Here is an 18,002-nt window from a genome sequence, read left to right as displayed (position 1 = left end):
CCGCCGGACAAAATTTCGACACCTTTTCCCATACTGCATACGGTTGAGCAGGGGGAATCATTGCAGGGGAGGGAAAATTCAGGGGATATAAAGACTTTTCTTTTTGCATAGAAATGTGCTTTTGATTATGGTATACTAACAGCAGACTGAAAAAGCGCCCCTTGAAAGGGGCTTATCCGATACAAAAACGAGGAACACTATGAAAAAAGTCATTTCGGTCCGTTTCAAGGAAAACGGCAAAAGCTATTATTTTGATCCCGGTGATGCTGTCATCCATGCCGGGGAGTATGTGATCGTGGAGACCGCCCGCGGCGTGGAGTGCGGCGAGGTGGTGCAGGGCGTGCTGGAGCTGGCGGATGCCGCCGTACCCAAGGCGCTGAAACCCATCACCCGCATGGCCGACAGCGTGGATATCCGCCGGATGCGCCAGAACCGCGAGGACGAAAAGCGCGCCTACCGCACCTGTCAGGAGTGCATCGCCCGCCACGGGCTGGAGATGAAGCTGGTGGAGGCCGAGTACACGCTGGACCGCTCTAAGATCATGTTCTACTTCACCGCTGACGGGCGGGTGGACTTCCGGGAGCTGGTCAAGGATCTGGCCGGCATCTTCCACACCCGCATCGAGCTGCGCCAGATCGGCGTGCGCGACGAGAGCAAGATGATCGGCGGTCTGGGCATCTGCGGTCAGCCCTTCTGCTGCAGCCGCTTTTTGAAGGATTTCCAGCCCGTTTCCATCAAGATGGCCAAGGAGCAGGGCCTTTCGCTGAACCCCACCAAGATCAGCGGTGCCTGCGGCCGTCTGATGTGCTGCCTTGCCTACGAGGAGAGCGCCTACGAGTACCTGAACAGCATCATGCCCATGGTGGGCAGCACGGTGCGCACCCCGGACGGTCTGGGCACTGTGCTGGAGGTGAACCCGGTATCCGGCTACCTGCGGGTGCGCTGCGGCACCGAAAGCCTCGCACCCCGGTACTACAAGGTGGGCGTGTGCGAGTATGTGAGCGGCGGCAAGCGCCCGCCCCGCCGTCCCGACCCGGACGATGATTACTCCGGCGTGCGCAACCCCGCCCCGGTGGTGGCAAGCTCCGACGACGAAAAGCGCCCCGCCTGCCCCCGCCGCCGCACGAATGAGAAAGAATGAGCGTCCGAGTGGTTAGTATTACAAAACTAACCAGGCTTCGTGATTTTCGCTAAAAATCTCCGGCAATTTTGGCTATAAGTTAGGCCGTGCTTTTGTGCAACCCCACAAAATATTTTATTTTGTTGTTGTGGCAGCACGGTTAGTCTTGCCTTTTCCGGCCTGCTTTGTTAGAATGCAGACAAGGATACAAATTCCGGGGGGCGTGCGTGGCCGTGCCAAGGTACGTTTCTTCATAATTACATCGGCACGGGATAAAAAAGGAGAGTTTATTATGGCACACAAGGTTTCTGACGCATGTGTTGGCTGCGGCGCTTGCGAGGGCGCTTGCCCGGTTGGCGCTATCACCATCGAGAACGGCGCTGCAGTTGTGAACGCTGATTCCTGCATCGATTGCGGTGCTTGCGAGGGTGCTTGCCCCACTGGTGCAATCGCTGCTGAATAATCAGTAGTTTTTGCTGAAAACGCATCAAAAAGGACTGCTGCACACCTGTGCAGCAGTCCTTTTTTGTGGTATCATAAAGTAAATTCATGAAAAACGCAGTTCGGCGCGTCCGCAGACGCGCCGAACTGCTGAATGAAAAACATTTTTCCGCTGAGCATGGCCAAAGCACACGCGGCGGCCATTCCTGATCGTCCACCGCAAAAGAGGCACTGCACAAAATGCTGCGCAGCCGCCCCCCCTTTTTGTTTCATGCACAAATTCCGCAGGAAAATACCCTGCATTTTTTGGAAGGGAAACGACACACTGTCTATGGAACATTCTACGGAAGTTTTGTATAATAGAACTATGGTCTACTGCACCCCGGAACACCGGTTCGGCTCGGACGCACTGCTGCTGGCACGCTTTTGTGAGCCGAAGCGCAGCCAGAAAGCCGCAGACCTGTGCTCCGGCTGCGGCATCGTGGCGCTGGAATGGCACGACCGGGGGCACCGCGGCCCCTGCACCGCGCTGGAGCTGCAGCCCGAGGGCAGCGCCCTGCTGGCGGCAGCGGTGGAAGAGCAGCAGCTCACCCACATCACCCCCGTCTGTGCCGACCTGCGCACATGGCGGCAGGACGAGGGGCAATTTGACGTGTGCGCGTGCAATCCCCCTTATTTTACCGAGGGGCCGCAGAGCCAGAATGCCGCCCACGCCCTTGCCCGGCACGAAAACACCTGCGCGCTTGAGGATGTCTGTGCCTGCGGCTTCCGGCTTTTAAAGGACGGCGGGCGGCTGGCGCTGTGCCACCGCCCGGAGCGGCTGGCCGAGGTGCTGGCTGTGCTGCGCGCGCACCGGCTGGAACCCAAGCGGCTGGCCTTTGTAAAGAACGCCCCGGAAAACGCTCCGTGGCTGTTCCTTGTGGAAGCCCAGAAGAACCGTAAGACCGGCCTGCGGGTAGAGCCGGACGTGCTTATCCGCGCCGGAGCGGCGCTGTACGGACGATAAATTCAGGAGGTAATTATGGCAGGAACTCTCTACATTGTGGCGACCCCCATCGGCAATCTGGAGGATATGCCGCCCCGGGTGGCTGCCACCTTTGGCGCGGCCGACTTTATTGCCGCCGAGGACACCCGCGTGACCATGAAGCTGCTGAATTATCTGGGGCTGAAAAAGCCCATGGTCAGCTACTACGAGCACGCCTTGCAGAAGGGCGAAGCCATTTTGCAGCGCATTGAGGCAGGGGAGAGCTGCGCCTTGTGCAGTGACGCCGGCATGCCCTGCGTGTCCGACCCGGGCGAGGTCATCGTGCGGGACGCACTGGCGCGGGGCATCAAGGTGGTGCCCATCCCGGCCGCTTCTGCCTGCGTCACTGCGCTGGCGGTCTCCGGGCAGGACACCTCCCGCTGGGTGTTCGAGGGCTTTCTGCCGGTGAACCGCAAGCAGAAAAAGGAGCGTCTGGCCGAGCTTTTGCAGGAAAAGCGCACCGTCATCTTTTACGAAGCGCCCCACAAGCTGCGCACCACGCTGGACGATCTGACCGCCGCCTTTGGCGCAGACCGCAGCATTACCCTGTGCCGGGAGCTGACCAAGCTCCACGAGGAGATCTGGAAAACCACTCTGGGCGAAGCCGTGGAGCACTACCGCGCCGCCGAGCCCCGGGGCGAGTATGTACTGGTGATGGCGGGTGCACCCGCCGGTGCCGCCGAGGAAGAGGAGCTGACCCTGGAACAGGCGGCGCAGCGCGCTTTTGCGCTGACCATTGAGGGCTTCAGCGCTTCTGCCGCCGCCAAGACTGCTGCACAGGGCACAGCCTATTCCAAGAGCGAAGTTTACAAGCAGCTGCTGTTGTTGCAGCAGGCTACCGAATGAGTATAGAGGAGGATATTTTTCCGTGACAAAACTACTGGTCCTGAGCGACAGCCACGGCGCGCGTGACGCCATTAAGCGCATTTTGAACAAAGAGCAGAACAACGTGGATGCTGTGATCTTTTTGGGGGACGGCCTGCGGGATCTGGAACAGGCGCTGGCCTTTTTCCCTCATCTGCGGGTGTACTCCGTGGCCGGCAACTGCGATTACGGTGCGCTGGAGCCGCTGGACGGCTTGGCGGGCTTCGATCAGACGGTGGTTTTCTATACGCACGGTCACATGTACGGTGTAAAATACGATCTGGACACGCTTGCAGATGCTGCCGCAGCCCGCGGGGCAGAGGTGGCGCTGTTCGGCCATTCCCATATTCCCCACGCGGAGCAGCGGGGCAATGTATTTTTGTTCAACCCCGGCTCCTGCGGGCGCTGCTACACCGGCCCGGACACCTACGGTCTGCTGACGCTGGAAAACGGCGCAGTGACCGCCTATGAGCACAAAGAGGTACCCAAGCAATGAGCATCAACGAGGTGCGCTATCTGCCGGAATGCGGCAGCACCAACGCCTATGTAAAAGAACATTTTGAGGAGTTCGGCCCGGTGGCGGCGGTATATACCGAAAACCAGACCGCCGGACGCGGGCGGCTTGGCCGCAGCTGGGTAAACGCCGAGGGCAAGGCGCTGTACTACACGGTCGCCATCAAGGAGCCGCTGGCGCAGCCCGCTACCCTGCCGCTGCTGGCAAGCCTTGCGGTGCGCCGCCAGCTGCAGCTGCGCTACGGCGTGGACTGCCAGATCAAGTGGCCCAACGACCTTTTGCTGAACGGAAAAAAGATCGTGGGCATCCTGTGCGAAAGCGTAAGCTACGGCTACCAGCAGCAGGGGCGCGGCATTTTGTGCGGCATCGGCATCAACCTTGCCCAGCCCCAGAGCTATTTTGACGCCGCCGACCTGCCCCACGGCACCTCGCTGGCACTGCAGGGCGCTGCGGTGGATCTTTCCACAGACCCCGCATGGCTGGCCGAGGGGCTGACAGATTTCGGCTTTGACCGCAATCTGTACACCTTTGCCCGGGACGGCTTTGCGCCCTTCCGGGAGGAATACAAAGCCGCCTGTGTCAATCTGGGCCGCCGGGTCACCTTTGACCTGCCGGACGGCAGTCAGGGCGCAGGCGAAGCCGTGGACGTGGACGCCGAAGGGCGTTTAGTGGTACGCACCGACGCCGGGGAACAGCACGTTTTCACCGGGGAAGTGTCGGTGCACGGCATTTATGGAGCAGTATAAATTATAAAAAGGGGCAGATGCACAACCGTGCATCTGCTCCTTTTATCTTTGACGATTTGGAATGCGCGCCGCAGGCGATGACGGAAGGGGTTCTTGCCTGAACTCCCCCAGTCTGCTACGCAGACAGCCCCCTCTGGGATGGGGCCTTTGGCATGGCGGTAAAGTTTCCGGCTAAAGTGCAAAGTTTGCGGGTGCGCCAGAGGCTCCCTCTCCGAGGGAGCTGGCAAAACCGTCAGGTTTTGACTGAGGGAGTTATTTTTTATCTTCTCCGTTTCATCTGGCGGCGGCGCTGGTTGAGGGTCAGCCCGCCGCCGCAGCGCAGAGTGGCAAAGCCCAGTGCGCACAAAATCAGAATCAGGGCGCAGAGCAGCAGCAGGGTGGCTTTGATATCGGTGCGGAAATCCGACACATACTCCCGGTGGGTCACAAGGTCTACCTGTCCCACCTCGTAGCCGTCCAGATAGACGGTAGCGGTGCCCAGCTTCTGACCTTCCTTGACGGTAGCAGAGACGCTCTCGGGCAGGTCGAAGGAATAGCTTACCTTATCATCGCTGTGGCCGTAGCCGCTGACCGGCGCGGCGGCGTACAGCTCCACAGACGGCTCGGTGCGGCACTTGTTCAGGTCTACGGTGATCAGCACGGTCTTGGTATCCACCAGCGGACGGTCGGCAAAGCTGGCAAAGGCCCAGTCGAACAGGTCGTCACACGCGGTAAACAGGTGCTCCAGCGTGTCGCAGCCAAGGATCACCAGCCCGTAGCTGTGGCCGTCCTGCTGGGCAAAGGCCACGATGCAGCGGCCCGCCAGCGTGGTAAAGCCGCCCTTGACCCACTGGACATACTCCCGGTAGTTGGAGCTTTCGCTGTTCATCAGGCTGTTGGAGCTGCTGATGGTGTGCTCTGCCTTGCGCAGATTGGTGGCAGGCAGCACGTAGCTGGCAGTGCCCGCCACCTGTGCAAAGGTCTGGTTCTCCGCGCAGGCGGCGGCGATCTTTGCCAGATCCTGCGCGGTGGACACGTTGCCGTAGTCAAACAGGCCGTGGGCACAGGTAAAGTTCGTGCCGGTGCAGCCCAGTTCTGCCGCCTTGGCGTTCATCTGCTGCACAAAGCCCACCACGCTGCCACCCACGTCCCACGCAATAACGCTGGCGGCGTCGTTGGCGCTGACGATGAGCATGGCGTTCAGCAGGTCGATGCGGCGCACGGTCTCGCCGATGCGCAGCCCTATGGTGGTGCCGTTGGCGTTCTGGATATCCTTGAACTCCTGCGTCAGGTCGGTGGGCACGGTCACTTCACCGTTCAGGTCCTTGCCGCTTTCCACCAGCAGCAGGGCGGTCATCAGCTTGGTCAGGCTTGCCACATATTTCTGCTGGTCGGCGTTCTGACTCAGGATGGTCTTGCCGGTGTCCGCGTTGAACAGATACACCGACTCGGTCTCGGTAGCGGTCTGGACGGGCATGGGGTATGCCGCAAACCCCGGCAGCGCTGCCGAAAGAGCCACTGCCAATGTGAGCACCAGCGCCGCCAGCCGGCGGCAGAACGTGTTGTGAAGCATGAAGGTACCCCCTTGAATCCCGCTCCGGCAAAACCGGCGCGCACATTTTTGTTCCTTACTTATAAGAATACCATAAAAGAACCAAAAGAGAAAGGTGGTTTTTAACAATGTTCTTATCCTTTTGTGGAAAAACGCCCCGCGATGAGGGCGCAGCTTTTGTAGCCCCCAGCGCTACCGTGCAGGGAGATGTGGTTTTAAAGCCCGGTTCCACCGTCTGGTACGGTGCGGTGCTGCGCGGGGATGACGGCACGTTGACCATCGGCAAAAACAGCAATGTACAGGATAACGCGGTGCTGCACTGCGACATCGGCGGCTGCGTGACCCTTGGCGAAAACGTCACGGTAGGGCACTGCGCACTGGTGCACGGCTGCACCGTAGGGGACGGCAGTCTGATCGGGATGCACGCCACATTGCTGAACCACTGCGTGGTGGGCAAAAACTGCATCATCGGGGCAGGGGCGCTGGTGCCGGAAGGCATGGTCATCCCGGATAATTCCGTGGCGGTGGGCGTTCCTGCCCGGGTCATCAAGCAGGTGAGCGCGGCACAGATCGAAGCCAACCTGCACAACGCCGCCCATTATGTGGAGCACGGAAAACTGCACGCGGAGCAGCTGAAAAACGGGTGAGAGTGCGGCGCTGCGCGGGGGAAGTTACTGCTTGCCAGCAGCGGGCTGGAACGCTCCGCTGGGCCAGAGGCAGGGAGGGGTGTTCCGACTCCCCCCTCCCTACCTCTGGACTCCACCCACCCCGCAACGGGTCAAGGGCTGCACGCCCTTGACGATCCTAAAGAAGAAGTCGAAGCACAAAAAAGCTAGCGCTGCGCCAGTCGGCGCTATCGCTTTAACGCTTTTTTCGCTTCTCCATTTATAGCCCCTCAGTCGCTGCGCGACAGCTCCCCCGAGGGGGAGCGAGCGTGCCCGCAAGCTTTGCGGTTTAGCCGGAAACTGTACCGCCATGCCAAAGGCTCCCTCCCCGAGGGAGCTGGCAAAACCGTCAGGTTTTGACTGAGGGAGTTAAGTTTTTCTTCTCAAACGTTTCATTTTGTATTTTTTTCGCAGTGCGGTACAAAGTTTCAGGAACTTTTTTGATTTTTCACAAAAATGTAATGACTTTTTTCGTAAAATCGGGTATACTGTATCTTGCAGGGACAGTGGGGCCGCAACCACTTCCCCGCACATGATTCCTCCTCACACCAAAGCAATACCCCAAACAAGAACCCCCTCCGGTGTACCGCAAGCGCCGGAGGGGGTTCTTGTTGTTTCGTTATTTAAACGGTGCGCAGCTTTGCCGCAAACACCGTCAGCACCACTTTGGGGTTCACCTGTGCGCCCAGCCGCTGCAAGGCGGCATCTGCCAGACGCACCGCCTGCCGCGCCTGTGTGCCCTGCACCGGGGCGCGAGGACTGCTGCGCAGACCAGCTGCTGCCACGGCGCGAAAATCGGTCAGCAGGGCGGCTGCAGCGGCTTTATCCTTTTCGTAGGCGGCAAGCAGCACGGCGGCGGTGTAGCTGTCCCGGGCGGCGGCAGCGCGGGCAAGTTCCAGCGCCTTTTCCACCTGTGCGGCGCGGGCTTCGTCCCGGGCGACCGCCAGCACCGTGCCGATATGACCATCGAACAGCTCACTGTACAGTGCGGCTGTTTTTTTATCCACCCCCTGCGCCGCGCAGTAGCGGGTGCAGTCGGCGGGGGACACCGGTGCCACCGCAAAGCTGACGCAGCGGCTGCGGATGGTGGGCAGCACACTGGCCAGAGAATCCGCCGTGAGCAGGAACAGCACCCCCTCCGGCGGCTCTTCCATGACCTTGAGCAGGGCGTTGGCGGATTCCTCGTTCATCCGCTCCACATGGTACAAAAGCACGGCGCGTCCCTCGGCGGAAAGGCTGGTGTTGAAAATTTCGCTGCGCATGGCGGTGACCTGGCCCACCAGATACTTCCCGCCGCTGCCCATGCCGGACACCGAAATGGCTTCCCGCACGATGCCGGTCTCCACCATGCCGCTGTCGCGCTTACCGGCCTTTGCCACGGCGCGGCAGCACTCGCCGCGCAAAAGGGCTTCGGCGGCGGCACCGCCTGCCGGGTAGAGGTAGTCGGCGGCGATGCAGCGGGCGGCAAAGCCGGTGCCAAGACCGGCTTCGCCCACCAGCAAAACGCTATGGGTCAGCCGCCGGGTGGCCAGCATCTGCTGCACGCTGGTTTTCAGTTCTGCGTTGCCTTCCATGCGGTCCAGCATCATGATGGGGATACTCCTTTTGTGAGACAGTAAGACGATTTAAAATGCCCTCCGCGTTGCTCTGGGCATGATTCAAGGAAAGATTATTTATAATTTCGCGTTTGTCGCGCTCTGCGGAGCGCTCCAAACGCTATTTTCACGGGAGGGGGCGTAGAGGGAAGCGGCAGATGCAGCGCTTGTTTCCTGCGGAAACAGCCGCGCAGTGGGCAGCTGGCTCGCCCTCTCCGTCACGGCTTACGCCGTGCCACCTCTCCCAAAGGGAGAGGCTCTGGCGAAACCGGAAACTTTGCCGCTATGCCAAGGGCTCTCCCTTTGGGAGAGCTGGCAAGCCCGACAGGGCTTGACTGAGAGGGCGAGGACGCTTCACGGGAGGATTTATCTCCTATTTTTTCTCTTCCACTGCTCCCGGCGCACCCATGCGCGGAGGGAGCGGTAGGCCATGGGGGCAAAGAAGAGCCAGACGTTGAGCATGGACAACAGGTAGTCCAGCTTGCCGGGCAGGGAAGCGCCCAGAAAGCTGAATACCCACAGCACAGCCGCAAAAATGCCGAAGTACTTCACTCGGATGGGGATGACGAAGAAGAGCAGCAGCTGCACCTCCGGGTACAGCATGGCAAAGGCCAGCAGCAGTGAGAGGGACAGGCAGTAGGTGCTGGCGGTCACGCCGGTGAGCAGACAGCCCAGCACTGTGCCCAGCACGCCGGACAGCAGATACACCGTGTAGCGGAAATCGCCCCACTCCCGTTCCAGCGCCGTGCCGACGAACCATGTGAAGTAGATGCCCAGCACCACGCTGAGGATGCTGCCGCCGGAAAAGGGGATGAATACAAAGCTGATCACCCGCCAGATCTGCCCCTGCAGCAGCAGGCTGCGGCTGAGCCCCAGCCAGTAGGGGATGGTGCGGTCAACAAACAGCTCGATGGCCAGCACTAAGATCTGCCCCGCCACCAGAATATTGGTCAGGTTCGGGATGCCGTAGCGGCCATACTTGCGCTCCAGCCTGTTCAGCCAGTTGTTCATGTGTTTCGCCTCCGTTGCGGGATGCCCCGCCAGTTTCATGTTACCCCTATTTTACCATGACAGGCCCCCGCATTCAAGAAAATCCACGCGGAAGGCGTTGAAACTGCACTTTCTTTCCCGGCAGACAGGCTGCACGCGCAGTTTTTTCACACCAAAGCCGCCGGGGTGTGGAAAAGGCGGGAAAAGCACAGCATTCATGCGGGTTTCAAGTCCCAAAACGACAACCGAAAATTGTATGGATTATCCGGTCTGGAATGAACTTTTCACTTTTTCCACCGGGTTTTCCACCGTTTTTGTGAAAAAGAGGCGCAGTTTCCAACGATGTTTTCCACCTTTTCCACATAGTTTTCCACATCCAATGGAGGAAAACCCTATACAAGCCGTAATGGATGCCGCCGCATTCTGGAAATTTGTGGGCAAAAATGTGGGCAATCTGCCTTTTATAAAAAAGAAAGTCGAAGGTTTTTCTTTTGTTTTTACAGTTTACTCCGGCTTACGGATTTGCTTTTCTCCAATCTGGAATCTTGCCCCGGGCAGTTTTCCACAAACCGCCGGGGAGAAAAACCCGGTGTGGAAAACGGACACAAACGGTGATTTTCCACACTGTTTTTATCCCGGCTGAACCCTCTCAGTCGCCTGCGGCGACCATCGGGAGCAGACTGAGAGGGTTGGATGCAAAAATAAGCCCTCTCGGGCAGACAAAGTGCCTGAGAGGGCTTATAAAACCATATTTTATGCCTTAGCAGCAGCGCACACTAGGGTATGCAGCGGCGCAGGGGTCAGATTTTCGCTTCCTCTAAGTGGAGATACACCGCAACGTAGGTCTTGTCATCCATAACACGGGTAACAATATCATACTCATCGATCCGGTACAACTGCTGTTCATCAATAAAGTAAACAGGTCCGTACTGCGTCAGATTTTCCAGGGTCAGCTTAACTGCCTCAACGGTACTTTCGCCCGAAACATTCAATGCTATCGGGTCTGAGAGGATCATCCAATACCAGCTCTCCCCAAATCCGCGCCCGTTCGCCTCATGATCCCCGCCGTCTCTGGCTTTGAACTTCCCGTCCTCGCTGATTTTCTCCAGAGCAACCATCATATCCGAGTGTTTGACGTCAACTTTTTGTACCGGTTTGCCCGGCCGCTTGCTGTTGATTTGCTCTACAAACCAATCTTCGTATACCTTGCCAATGGCAGACTGAGGTTGTTCTGCTGCGCCGCAGGCGGTGAACAATGCCAAGGCCAGCACCGCGGCCAGTAAAAGTGCTACAAAGCGTCTTGTCTTTTTCATGATACACCTCCGGTAACAAAAATACAGGTTCTATCCAACGTACTGGAACTCAAACGACCTCTTTTATTATTTTACATCATCACACCCGTGGTGTGTCAATTGACAGAGCATATAAAATATTGCCGTCCTTTTGGGCAAATGCGCCAAAGGGTTGGATGCAAAAAATGCCGGGCGGTCCGCAGACCGTCCGGCATTGCTTTTTTCTTTACATCATATTGCGGAACACCAGCTGTGCGATCTGGAAATAGAGGATCAGGCTGCAGGCGTCCACGATGGTGGTGATGAAGGGGGTAGCCATAATGGCGGGGTCGGCACCCAGCTTTTTGGCGGCAAGCGGCAGCATACCGCCCACCAGCTTTGCCAGAATGACGCTGAAGAACAGCGACACGCTGACCACGATGGCGTAGCCCATCACGTTGGCGTACTGACCGGGGAAGAGGAAAGTGTACATCAGGTAGATGCGCAGGCCGTTCACGATGCCCAGCACTGCGCCCACGATGGCAGACACCCGCAGCTCCTTGGCCAGCACCCGCATAAAGTCGGCGGGCTCTACCTCGCCCAGTGCCAGACCGCGCACCATCAGGGTGCTGATCTGGTTGCCGCAGTTGCCGGCGGTATCCATCAGCATGGGCATGAAGGAGACCAGCAGCGGCAGGCTGACAAAGGCTTCCTCGTAGTGGGTGGTGACCATACCGGTAAAGGTAGCGGACAGCATCAAAATCAGCAGCCAGGGGATGCGCTGCTTGGCGTGGGTCCACACGCTGGTGCCAAAGTAGGTGGTGGCGTCGTCATCCGGGAGAATGGCGGCCATCTTCTGCATATCCTCGGTGCTCTCGTCGGTCAGAACGTCAATGGCATCGTCGATGGTGATGATACCCACGAACATCCCCTCGTTGTCCAGAACGGGCATGGCGGTAAAGTCGTAGCGCTGCATCTCACGGGCCACGAACTCCTGATCGTCGGTGACCTTCACGGTGACCAGATTGTCCTCCATGATCTCCGTGATGGGGGTCTTGGGGTCGGCCAGCAGCAGATTGCGGGCAGAGACAACGCCCTGCAGCCGGTTGCTCTCCACCACATAGCAGGTGTAGACGGTCTCGGCGTTCTCGCCCTGCTTGCGGATGGCGGCAAAGGCCTGTTCCACCGTCATATCCATGCGCAGACGCACATATTCCGGGGTCATCAGGCTGCCGGCAGAGCTTTCCGGGTAGTTCAGTAGCTTGTTCAGGCTCTCGCGGGTCTCCCGGGAGGATTTTTCCAGCACCCGCTTGACCACGCCCGCGGGCATATCTTCCAGCAGGTCGGCGGCATCGTCCAGACTCATCTCCTCGATGGCGCTCACCAGTTCCACGTCCGAGAAGGCGTTCACCAGATCGTCCCGGGCTTCGTCGGACATATAGGCAAAGGCTTCGGTGGCAACTTCCTTTTTCAGCAGACGGAACACCACCAGACGGTTGTTCTCGTCCAGCTCCTCCAGCAGCTCGGCAAGGTCGGCGGGCTGCTCTTCCTCGGTCACCTCGCGCAGCTTGACGTACTGCTTTTTGATCAGCAGCTTCAGCAGACGGCTCTTAGTCAGCATCTCGGGGTTTGCCTTGACCTCTTCGTCGTTGGCTTCCTCCCGCTCTGCCTCCCGCATATCCTGCTTCAGGTCCTCGGTGGCTTCCTCGTTCAGATCCTCCGCCAGTTTCTGACGCACCTCGGCGGGGATATCGGCGGGCAGTTCCTGCACCGGCAGGTTCTGTTCCGTGTTGGTTTCCAGCTTCTTTTCTTCCATATCCATGGGCTACCTCCTCTGGGTACTATACGGCACGGAGGGCTTTCTCCGCGCCGGAGGATGCAGCAGGTCGGGAAACAAAAAACGCGCCGCCCGGTGCCGGAATGCCGCAAAAGCAGCCGTTTCCGCGCACGCAAAGCCGCGCCTTTCCTATGCCGGGGGCTTTTTAAGCCGCCGGATGCAAAAAGGCGAACGCAGTACTTTTTGTTGTCCGATCTACCGCATCGGTGGATCTACTTCGACTATGATCAGGGTCCATTGTCCTGCGTTCACCTCCCAGTTTTCGTAAATTCCACAGCCGCAGCACCCGCGCCGGGCACTGCACTGGCTATATCCTTTTTTATTATAGCGCCGCAAAAAAATGGGGTCAACCCTAAAGCGAAGTTTTGCAAAGATTTTTACGGTGTCTTACAGAAACAAAACACCCTTCTCCGTGTTGCGGCGCACAGAGAAGGGTGTTTTGCTTGGATATTGCCTTGGTGTGAGGAGGAATCATGTTACTTGGGAAGTGGTTGCGGCCCCGCTTCCCATGGCAAAAGTATAACAGCTTTCACAATTCATTTCGTTAAGAAGCTATGAAGAAACTGTAAAAAGGAAGCGGAAAATTCTGGAAGATTTTGTGATAAAAAATCTTCTTGACAATATTTGTTTTATCCTATATTATAATAGTAGGATACCACCAAACGGAAAGGATGCTGAAAATGTCTGCTTTTGAAGTAAATTTTTATTATAAAGCAGACGGCAGCTGCCCGGTTCGTGATTTTCTGGATACACTGGACAACAAAATGCTGGCAAAGCTTTTAGGCACGATCTCCCTATTGGAAACCAATGGCACACAACTGCGGGAGCCTTATTCCAAATCATTGGGAGATGGCATTTTTGAATTGCGTGCCAAGCAAAGCAGCAACATAACGCGCATTTTATATTTCTTCGTAGTCGGGCATCAGATCATCCTGACAAATGGCTTTGTCAAAAAGACACAAAAAACACCGCCGGAGGAAATTGCACTGGCGCAAAAATATCGTGCGGACTATTTTTATCGAAAGGAGAGTTCCTCATGAGTGATTTTCGGAATTATTTGAATGAACAATTACAGCGGCCTTCTTTTAAGGCCGAATGGGATGCTCTTCAGCCGGAGCTTACCATTGCGCAAGCTATGATCGATGCCCGGAAGGAAAGCGGTCTGACCCAGAAACAGCTTTCAGAGCGCACCGGCATTGCACAGGCCGATATCAGCAAACTGGAACGGGGAAATGCAAACCCTTCTCTGCGCACCTTGCAGCGCCTTGCCGCTGGTATGGGGATGAACGTCAAAATTGAATTTGTGACGAACAAATAACTTTTATTTCGTCAATATATAAGCCCGGAGCGTCTGCGGACGCTCCGGGCTTATAGTTTCATTTACACAAAAATACGCCCCGGTCACCTTGCGGTGAGCGGGGCGCTAAAAACTGATGCAGTTTTTTCACTGGGGCAAGATCCCTGCAAGGCAGGTCTTCTGCCGCAGGCGGAGCAAGGTATCTGCACACAGACCTTATGCTCCTGACACACGCGGGGTGTGCTCTCAAGGGCCCTCGCGGGCGCTTTGGTATCTCAAGCCCCTGCGCAAAAGGAGGGGAATGAAATCAGGTTTTTCGACCGTTCTGTCAGGTACAGGGCAAAACGTTCAGCCTGTTCTGTGCACGGCAAAGGCAAATTCCACAGTTCCGCACCGCTGCATTGCGCAGTAACCGCCGATGCGGGGCTGCCGCTCTTCACACGGGAAAGAGCAGGGGCCGCTGGTTCATTTGGTGTCTCTGCCGCTGCTTAAAAACAGCTTACTTGTACAGCTCGACCAGACGGGTCAGGTGCTCGTAGCGGTCGTTTGCAACCTCCTGGTTGCGAGCGAACAGCTCCTTAGCACGCTCGGGGAAGGCGCGGGTCAGACGGCTGTAACGGGTCTCGTTTGCCAGCAGAGCCTGATACTTCTCGTTGTCCACAGCCTTGGAGGTCAGGGTGAAGGGGTTCTTGCCCTGAGCCTTGTTGGCGGGGTTGAAGGTGAACAGGTTCCAGTAGCCAGCCTCGACTGCCTTCTTCATCTCGTTCTGGCAGTTGGTCATGCCGCCCTTGACACCGTGCAGCTCGCAGGGAGCGTAGCCGATGATCAGAGAGGGGCCGGGGTAAGCCTCAGCCTCGGCAATAGCCTTGACAGCCTGGTTCATGTTAGCGCCCAGAGCGATCTGAGCAACATAGATGTAACCGTAGGTCATTGCGATCTCGGATAGGCTCTTCTTGCTGATCTCCTTACCTGCAGCAGCGAACTGGCAGACCTCGCCGATGTTGGAGGCCTTGGAAGCCTGTCCACCGGTGTTGGAGTACATCTCAGTATCGAAGACCATCACGTTGACATCCTCGCCGGAAGCCAGAACGTGATCCAGACCGCCGAAGCCGATGTCGTATGCCCAGCCGTCGCCGCCGAAGATCCAGACGGACTTCTTGGCGATGTACTGCTTGCTCTTCAGGATCTCTGCAGACTTCTCGCAGCCGGCAGCAGCAGCCTTCTCCAGCTCAGCGATCAGGGCCTTTGCGGGCTCGTCGTTGGCCTTGGTGTTGTTCTTGGTTGCGATGAACTGCTCGTAAGCAGCCTTCAGCTCAGCAGAAGCCTTGTCGGAACCAGCAACCTCTGCGATCTCCTTGATCAGGTTCTCGCGGATGGTCTTCTGGCCGATGTACAGGCCCAGACCATGCTCTGCGTTATCCTCGAACAGGGAGTTGCACCATGCAGGACCATGGCCGCTGTCCTTGTTGACGGTGTACGGAGAGATGGAAGCGGTGCCGCCCCAGATAGAGGAGCAGCCGGTAGCGTTGGAGATGTACATCTTCTCGCCGAACAGCTGAGTGATCAGGCGAGCGTAAGAGGTCTCGGCACAGCCTGCGCAGGAGCCAGAGAACTCCAGCAGGGGCTGGTTGAACTGAGAGCCCATAACGGTGTCATCGGCCATCTTGGTAGCCTTCTTGGAGATGTTGGCCACGCAGTAGTCAAAGACTGCCTGCTGATCGGCCTGGCTGTCCTGAGGAACCATGGTGATAGCCTTGGTGGGGCAGACGGTGACGCACTCGCCGCAGCCCATGCAGTCCAGCGGAGAAACAGCCATAACAAACTTGTACTCGGGGGTCAGCTTGTTATCGCGGCTCTTGGTCTGGGCAGGAGCAGCTGCCAGCTCGTCAGCAGTCAGCAGGAAGGGACGGATGGTTGCATGAGAGCACACGAATGCACACTGGTTGCAGCCAACGCACTTTGCAGCATCCCACTCGGGGACGTTGACAGCGGTGCCGCGCTTCTCGTATGCAGAAGCGCCCTGCTCCCACTCGCCGTTTGCATTTGCCACGAAGGAGGAGACAGGCAGGCTGTCGCCGTCCATACGGGCAATGGGCTCCATGACGTCGCGGATCTGCTTGACCAGTTCCGGACGGCCAGCCAGAGCCTTGGGTGCGGGATCAGCCTCGGGGTTGGACCAGGATGCGGGCACGTCTACCTTGTGGATAGCGTCAACGCCTGCGTCAATGGCCTTCCAGTTCATCTCAACGACGTCCTGGCCCTTCTTGCCGTAGCTCTTCTGAGCGGCCTGCTTCATGAAGTTGATGGCGTCATCGATAGGCATGACGTCAGCCAGCTTGAAGAATGCAGACTGCAGGATGGTGTTGGTGCGCTTGCCCATGCCGATCTCGATAGCCTTATCGATAGCATTGATGGTATACAGCTGGATGTTGTTGTCAGCGATATACTTCTTTGCCTCGGCGTTCAGGTGCTGGCCCAGCTCCTCATCGGACCACTGGCAGTTGATCATGAACACGCCGCCGGGCTTGACATCCTGGACCATCTTCATGCCCATGTGGATGTAAGCGGGGTTGTGGCAGGCCACGAAGTCAGCCTGGTTGATGTAGTAGGGGCTGCGGATGGGCTTGTCGCCGAAACGCAGGTGGCTGATGGTCACGCCGCCGGTCTTCTTGGAGTCATACTGGAAGTATGCCTGAACATACTTGTCGGTATGGTCGCCAATGATCTTGACGGAGTTCTTGTTTGCGCCGACGGTGCCGTCGCCGCCCAGACCCCAGAACTTGCACTCCTTGGTGCCAGCAGCTGCGGTGATGGGAGCGGGCTTGACCTCGGGCAGGGACAGGAAGGTGACGTCATCGGTGATACCCAGAGTGAAACGCTCCTTCGGCTGATCCTTCTCCAGCTCCTTGTACAGAGCGAAGATGGAGGACGGGGGAGTGTCCTTGCTGCCCAGACCGTAGCGGCCGCCGGTCAGAACGATATCGTTCAGGCCAGCCTCACGCAGGGTAGCGGCAACATCCAGATACAGGGGCTCGCCCAGAGAGCCGGGCTCCTTGGTGCGGTCCAGCACAGCCACCTTCTTGGCGGTCTTGGGCAGGACCTTCAGCAGAGCGGAGGACACCCAGGGACGGTACAGGCGGACCTTGATGATACCGACCTTCTCGCCCTTGGCGTTCAGGTAGTCGATGACCTCGTCAGCAACGTCGCAGATGGAACCCATAGCCACGATCACGCGGTCAGCATCGGCTGCGCCGTAGTAGTTGAACAGATCGTAGTTGGTGCCCAGCTTTGCGTTGATCTTAGCCATGTACTTCTCAACAACAGCCGGCAGAGCGTTGTAAACGCTGTTGCAGGCCTCGCGGTGCTGGAAGAACACGTCGCCGTTCTCGTGGGAACCGCGCATCTTGGGGCTTTCGGGGTTCAGAGCCTTCTTGCGGAACTCCTCAACAGCCTCCATGTTGCACATTTCCTTCAGATCAGCATAGTCCCACTTCTCGATCTTCTGGTACTCGTGAGAGGTACGGAAGCCATCGAAGAAGTTCAGGAAGGGAACCTTGCCCTCGATGGCGCACAGATGTGCGACAGGGGACAGATCCATAACTTCCTGCACGCTGCTCTCGACCAGCATTGCAAAGCCGGTCTGGCGGCAAGCCATAACGTCGCTGTGATCACCAAAGATGTTCAGGGACTGGGTAGCAACGGTACGTGCAGAAACATCGAACACGCAGGGCAGCTGCTCAGCAGCGATCTTGTACATGTTGGGGATCATCAGCAGCAGGCCCTGAGAAGCGGTGAAGGTGGTGGTAACAGCACCTGCACCCAGAGAGCCGTGGACAGCACCAGCGGCGCCGGCCTCGGACTCCATCTCAACGACCTTGACCTGGTTGCCGAAGATGTTCTTCTGGCCGGCTGCAGACCACTGGTCCACAGAGTCAGCCATCGGAGAAGACGGGGTAATGGGGTAGATGGCAGCCACGTCCGTGTAGGCATACGCTACATGGGCGGCAGCGGTATTGCCATCCATAGTTTGCTTTGCTCTAGGCATTTTTCTTCCTCCATTATTCAGAATTTGGTACCTTTTGCGCGGGGCAATATGCCCGCTGGGAC

16 protein-coding genes are annotated in these 18,002 nt (G+C 57.8%); 10 read left to right on the top strand and 6 right to left on the bottom strand.

Annotated elements, in window-relative coordinates; genetic code table 11:
• Positions 1 to 199 precede the first annotated feature (199 nt).
• The 6 genes from MTP43_RS00135 (at position 200) to MTP43_RS00110 (ending at position 4,709) form a co-directional block, all read left to right on the top strand.
• Positions 200 to 1,141, top strand: coding sequence for a PSP1 domain-containing protein (locus tag MTP43_RS00135; protein ID WP_015537106.1), 942 nt, complete (start codon positions 200 to 202; stop codon positions 1,139 to 1,141).
• 271 nt (positions 1,142 to 1,412) lie between these two features.
• Positions 1,413 to 1,583 (top strand): DUF362 domain-containing protein, encoded by a 171-nt coding sequence (locus tag MTP43_RS00130; protein ID WP_006735241.1) that lies wholly within the window; start codon positions 1,413 to 1,415, stop codon positions 1,581 to 1,583.
• 309 nt (positions 1,584 to 1,892) lie between these two features.
• Positions 1,893 to 2,567: a tRNA1(Val) (adenine(37)-N6)-methyltransferase gene (locus tag MTP43_RS00125; protein ID WP_238057109.1), complete on the top strand. Its 675-nt coding sequence runs from the start codon at positions 1,893 to 1,895 to the stop codon at positions 2,565 to 2,567.
• A 15-nt stretch (positions 2,568 to 2,582) separates the two neighbouring features.
• On the top strand, positions 2,583 to 3,431 hold the full coding sequence (rsmI, locus tag MTP43_RS00120; protein ID WP_113620575.1) for a 16S rRNA (cytidine(1402)-2'-O)-methyltransferase: 849 nt from the start codon (positions 2,583 to 2,585) through the stop codon (positions 3,429 to 3,431).
• Between the two features lie 22 nt (positions 3,432 to 3,453).
• Positions 3,454 to 3,945, top strand: coding sequence for a metallophosphoesterase family protein (locus MTP43_RS00115; protein ID WP_006735233.1), 492 nt, complete (start codon positions 3,454 to 3,456; stop codon positions 3,943 to 3,945).
• On the top strand, positions 3,942 to 4,709 hold the full coding sequence (locus MTP43_RS00110) for a biotin--[acetyl-CoA-carboxylase] ligase (protein WP_249234955.1): 768 nt from the start codon (positions 3,942 to 3,944) through the stop codon (positions 4,707 to 4,709). The genes MTP43_RS00115 and MTP43_RS00110 overlap by 4 nt, the downstream gene beginning before the upstream one ends.
• A gap of 259 nt (positions 4,710 to 4,968) precedes the next feature.
• Here the strand turns inward: MTP43_RS00110 and MTP43_RS00105 are convergent, their stop codons facing one another.
• Complete coding sequence (locus MTP43_RS00105; protein ID WP_249234954.1) at positions 4,969 to 6,261, bottom strand: D-alanyl-D-alanine carboxypeptidase family protein; 1,293 nt, start codon at positions 6,259 to 6,261, stop codon at positions 4,969 to 4,971.
• Between the two features lie 107 nt (positions 6,262 to 6,368).
• On the opposite strand from MTP43_RS00105, the gene MTP43_RS00100 reads away from it, so the two are divergent.
• Positions 6,369 to 6,887: a gamma carbonic anhydrase family protein gene (locus tag MTP43_RS00100; protein ID WP_249234953.1), complete on the top strand. Its 519-nt coding sequence runs from the start codon at positions 6,369 to 6,371 to the stop codon at positions 6,885 to 6,887.
• Between the two features lie 641 nt (positions 6,888 to 7,528).
• On the opposite strand, the gene MTP43_RS00095 is transcribed toward MTP43_RS00100, so the two are convergent.
• Positions 7,529 to 8,494 carry a hypothetical protein gene (locus MTP43_RS00095; RefSeq protein ID WP_249234952.1) on the bottom strand — a complete coding sequence of 322 codons (966 nt, stop codon included), beginning with the start codon at positions 8,492 to 8,494 and terminating at the stop codon, positions 7,529 to 7,531.
• 372 nt (positions 8,495 to 8,866) lie between these two features.
• A complete protein-coding gene (locus MTP43_RS00090; protein WP_249234951.1) occupies positions 8,867 to 9,511 on the bottom strand; it encodes a rhomboid family intramembrane serine protease in 645 nt (214 codons plus the stop codon).
• 97 nt (positions 9,512 to 9,608) lie between these two features.
• On the opposite strand from MTP43_RS00090, the gene MTP43_RS00085 reads away from it, so the two are divergent.
• Positions 9,609 to 10,133 (top strand): hypothetical protein, encoded by a 525-nt coding sequence (locus tag MTP43_RS00085; protein WP_249234950.1) that lies wholly within the window; start codon positions 9,609 to 9,611, stop codon positions 10,131 to 10,133.
• A 157-nt stretch (positions 10,134 to 10,290) separates the two neighbouring features.
• On the opposite strand, the gene MTP43_RS00080 is transcribed toward MTP43_RS00085, so the two are convergent.
• Positions 10,291 to 10,803 carry a hypothetical protein gene (locus MTP43_RS00080; RefSeq protein ID WP_005924194.1) on the bottom strand — a complete coding sequence of 171 codons (513 nt, stop codon included), beginning with the start codon at positions 10,801 to 10,803 and terminating at the stop codon, positions 10,291 to 10,293.
• A gap of 205 nt (positions 10,804 to 11,008) precedes the next feature.
• Entirely contained in the window at positions 11,009 to 12,583 is a 1,575-nt protein-coding gene (gene mgtE / locus MTP43_RS00075) for a magnesium transporter (protein ID WP_113620572.1), read from the bottom strand.
• Between the two features lie 695 nt (positions 12,584 to 13,278).
• On the opposite strand from mgtE, the gene MTP43_RS00070 reads away from it, so the two are divergent.
• Positions 13,279 to 13,638, top strand: coding sequence for a type II toxin-antitoxin system RelE/ParE family toxin (locus tag MTP43_RS00070; RefSeq protein WP_173016279.1), 360 nt, complete (start codon positions 13,279 to 13,281; stop codon positions 13,636 to 13,638).
• Positions 13,635 to 13,916, top strand: a complete 282-nt coding sequence (locus tag MTP43_RS00065; protein WP_005924206.1) for a helix-turn-helix domain-containing protein — start codon at positions 13,635 to 13,637, stop codon at positions 13,914 to 13,916. The genes MTP43_RS00070 and MTP43_RS00065 overlap by 4 nt, the downstream gene beginning before the upstream one ends.
• Positions 13,917 to 14,394: 478 nt before the next feature.
• Here the strand turns inward: MTP43_RS00065 and nifJ are convergent, their stop codons facing one another.
• Entirely contained in the window at positions 14,395 to 17,940 is a 3,546-nt protein-coding gene (gene nifJ, locus MTP43_RS00060; protein WP_249234949.1) for a pyruvate:ferredoxin (flavodoxin) oxidoreductase, read from the bottom strand.
• Between the last annotated feature and the right edge of the window lie 62 nt (positions 17,941 to 18,002).

This window comes from Faecalibacterium sp. IP-1-18 (assembly GCF_023347355.1).
GTDB classification, from domain to species: domain Bacteria; phylum Bacillota; class Clostridia; order Oscillospirales; family Ruminococcaceae; genus Faecalibacterium; species Faecalibacterium prausnitzii.
This window is presented reverse-complemented; position numbering and strand designations above follow the sequence as displayed.

Excerpts from the sequence above, each read along its gene's own strand:
- MTP43_RS00135 (WP_015537106.1), top strand. The coding sequence starts at position 200 with ATGAAAAAAGTCATTTCGGTCCGTTTCAAGGAAAACGGCAAAAGCTAT.
- MTP43_RS00130 (WP_006735241.1), top strand. The coding sequence starts at position 1,413 with ATGGCACACAAGGTTTCTGACGCATGTGTTGGCTGCGGCGCTTGCGAG.
- MTP43_RS00125 (WP_238057109.1), top strand. The coding sequence starts at position 1,893 with ATGGAACATTCTACGGAAGTTTTGTATAATAGAACTATGGTCTACTGC.
- rsmI (WP_113620575.1), top strand. The coding sequence starts at position 2,583 with ATGGCAGGAACTCTCTACATTGTGGCGACCCCCATCGGCAATCTGGAG.
- MTP43_RS00110 (WP_249234955.1), top strand. The coding sequence starts at position 3,942 with ATGAGCATCAACGAGGTGCGCTATCTGCCGGAATGCGGCAGCACCAAC.
- MTP43_RS00105 (WP_249234954.1), bottom strand. The coding sequence starts at position 6,261 with ATGCTTCACAACACGTTCTGCCGCCGGCTGGCGGCGCTGGTGCTCACA.
- MTP43_RS00100 (WP_249234953.1), top strand. The coding sequence starts at position 6,369 with ATGTTCTTATCCTTTTGTGGAAAAACGCCCCGCGATGAGGGCGCAGCT.
- MTP43_RS00095 (WP_249234952.1), bottom strand. The coding sequence starts at position 8,494 with ATGATGCTGGACCGCATGGAAGGCAACGCAGAACTGAAAACCAGCGTG.
- MTP43_RS00090 (WP_249234951.1), bottom strand. The coding sequence starts at position 9,511 with ATGAACAACTGGCTGAACAGGCTGGAGCGCAAGTATGGCCGCTACGGC.
- MTP43_RS00080 (WP_005924194.1), bottom strand. The coding sequence starts at position 10,803 with ATGAAAAAGACAAGACGCTTTGTAGCACTTTTACTGGCCGCGGTGCTG.
- mgtE (WP_113620572.1), bottom strand. The coding sequence starts at position 12,583 with ATGGATATGGAAGAAAAGAAGCTGGAAACCAACACGGAACAGAACCTG.
- MTP43_RS00070 (WP_173016279.1), top strand. The coding sequence starts at position 13,279 with ATGTCTGCTTTTGAAGTAAATTTTTATTATAAAGCAGACGGCAGCTGC.
- MTP43_RS00065 (WP_005924206.1), top strand. The coding sequence starts at position 13,635 with ATGAGTGATTTTCGGAATTATTTGAATGAACAATTACAGCGGCCTTCT.
- nifJ (WP_249234949.1), bottom strand. The coding sequence starts at position 17,940 with ATGCCTAGAGCAAAGCAAACTATGGATGGCAATACCGCTGCCGCCCAT.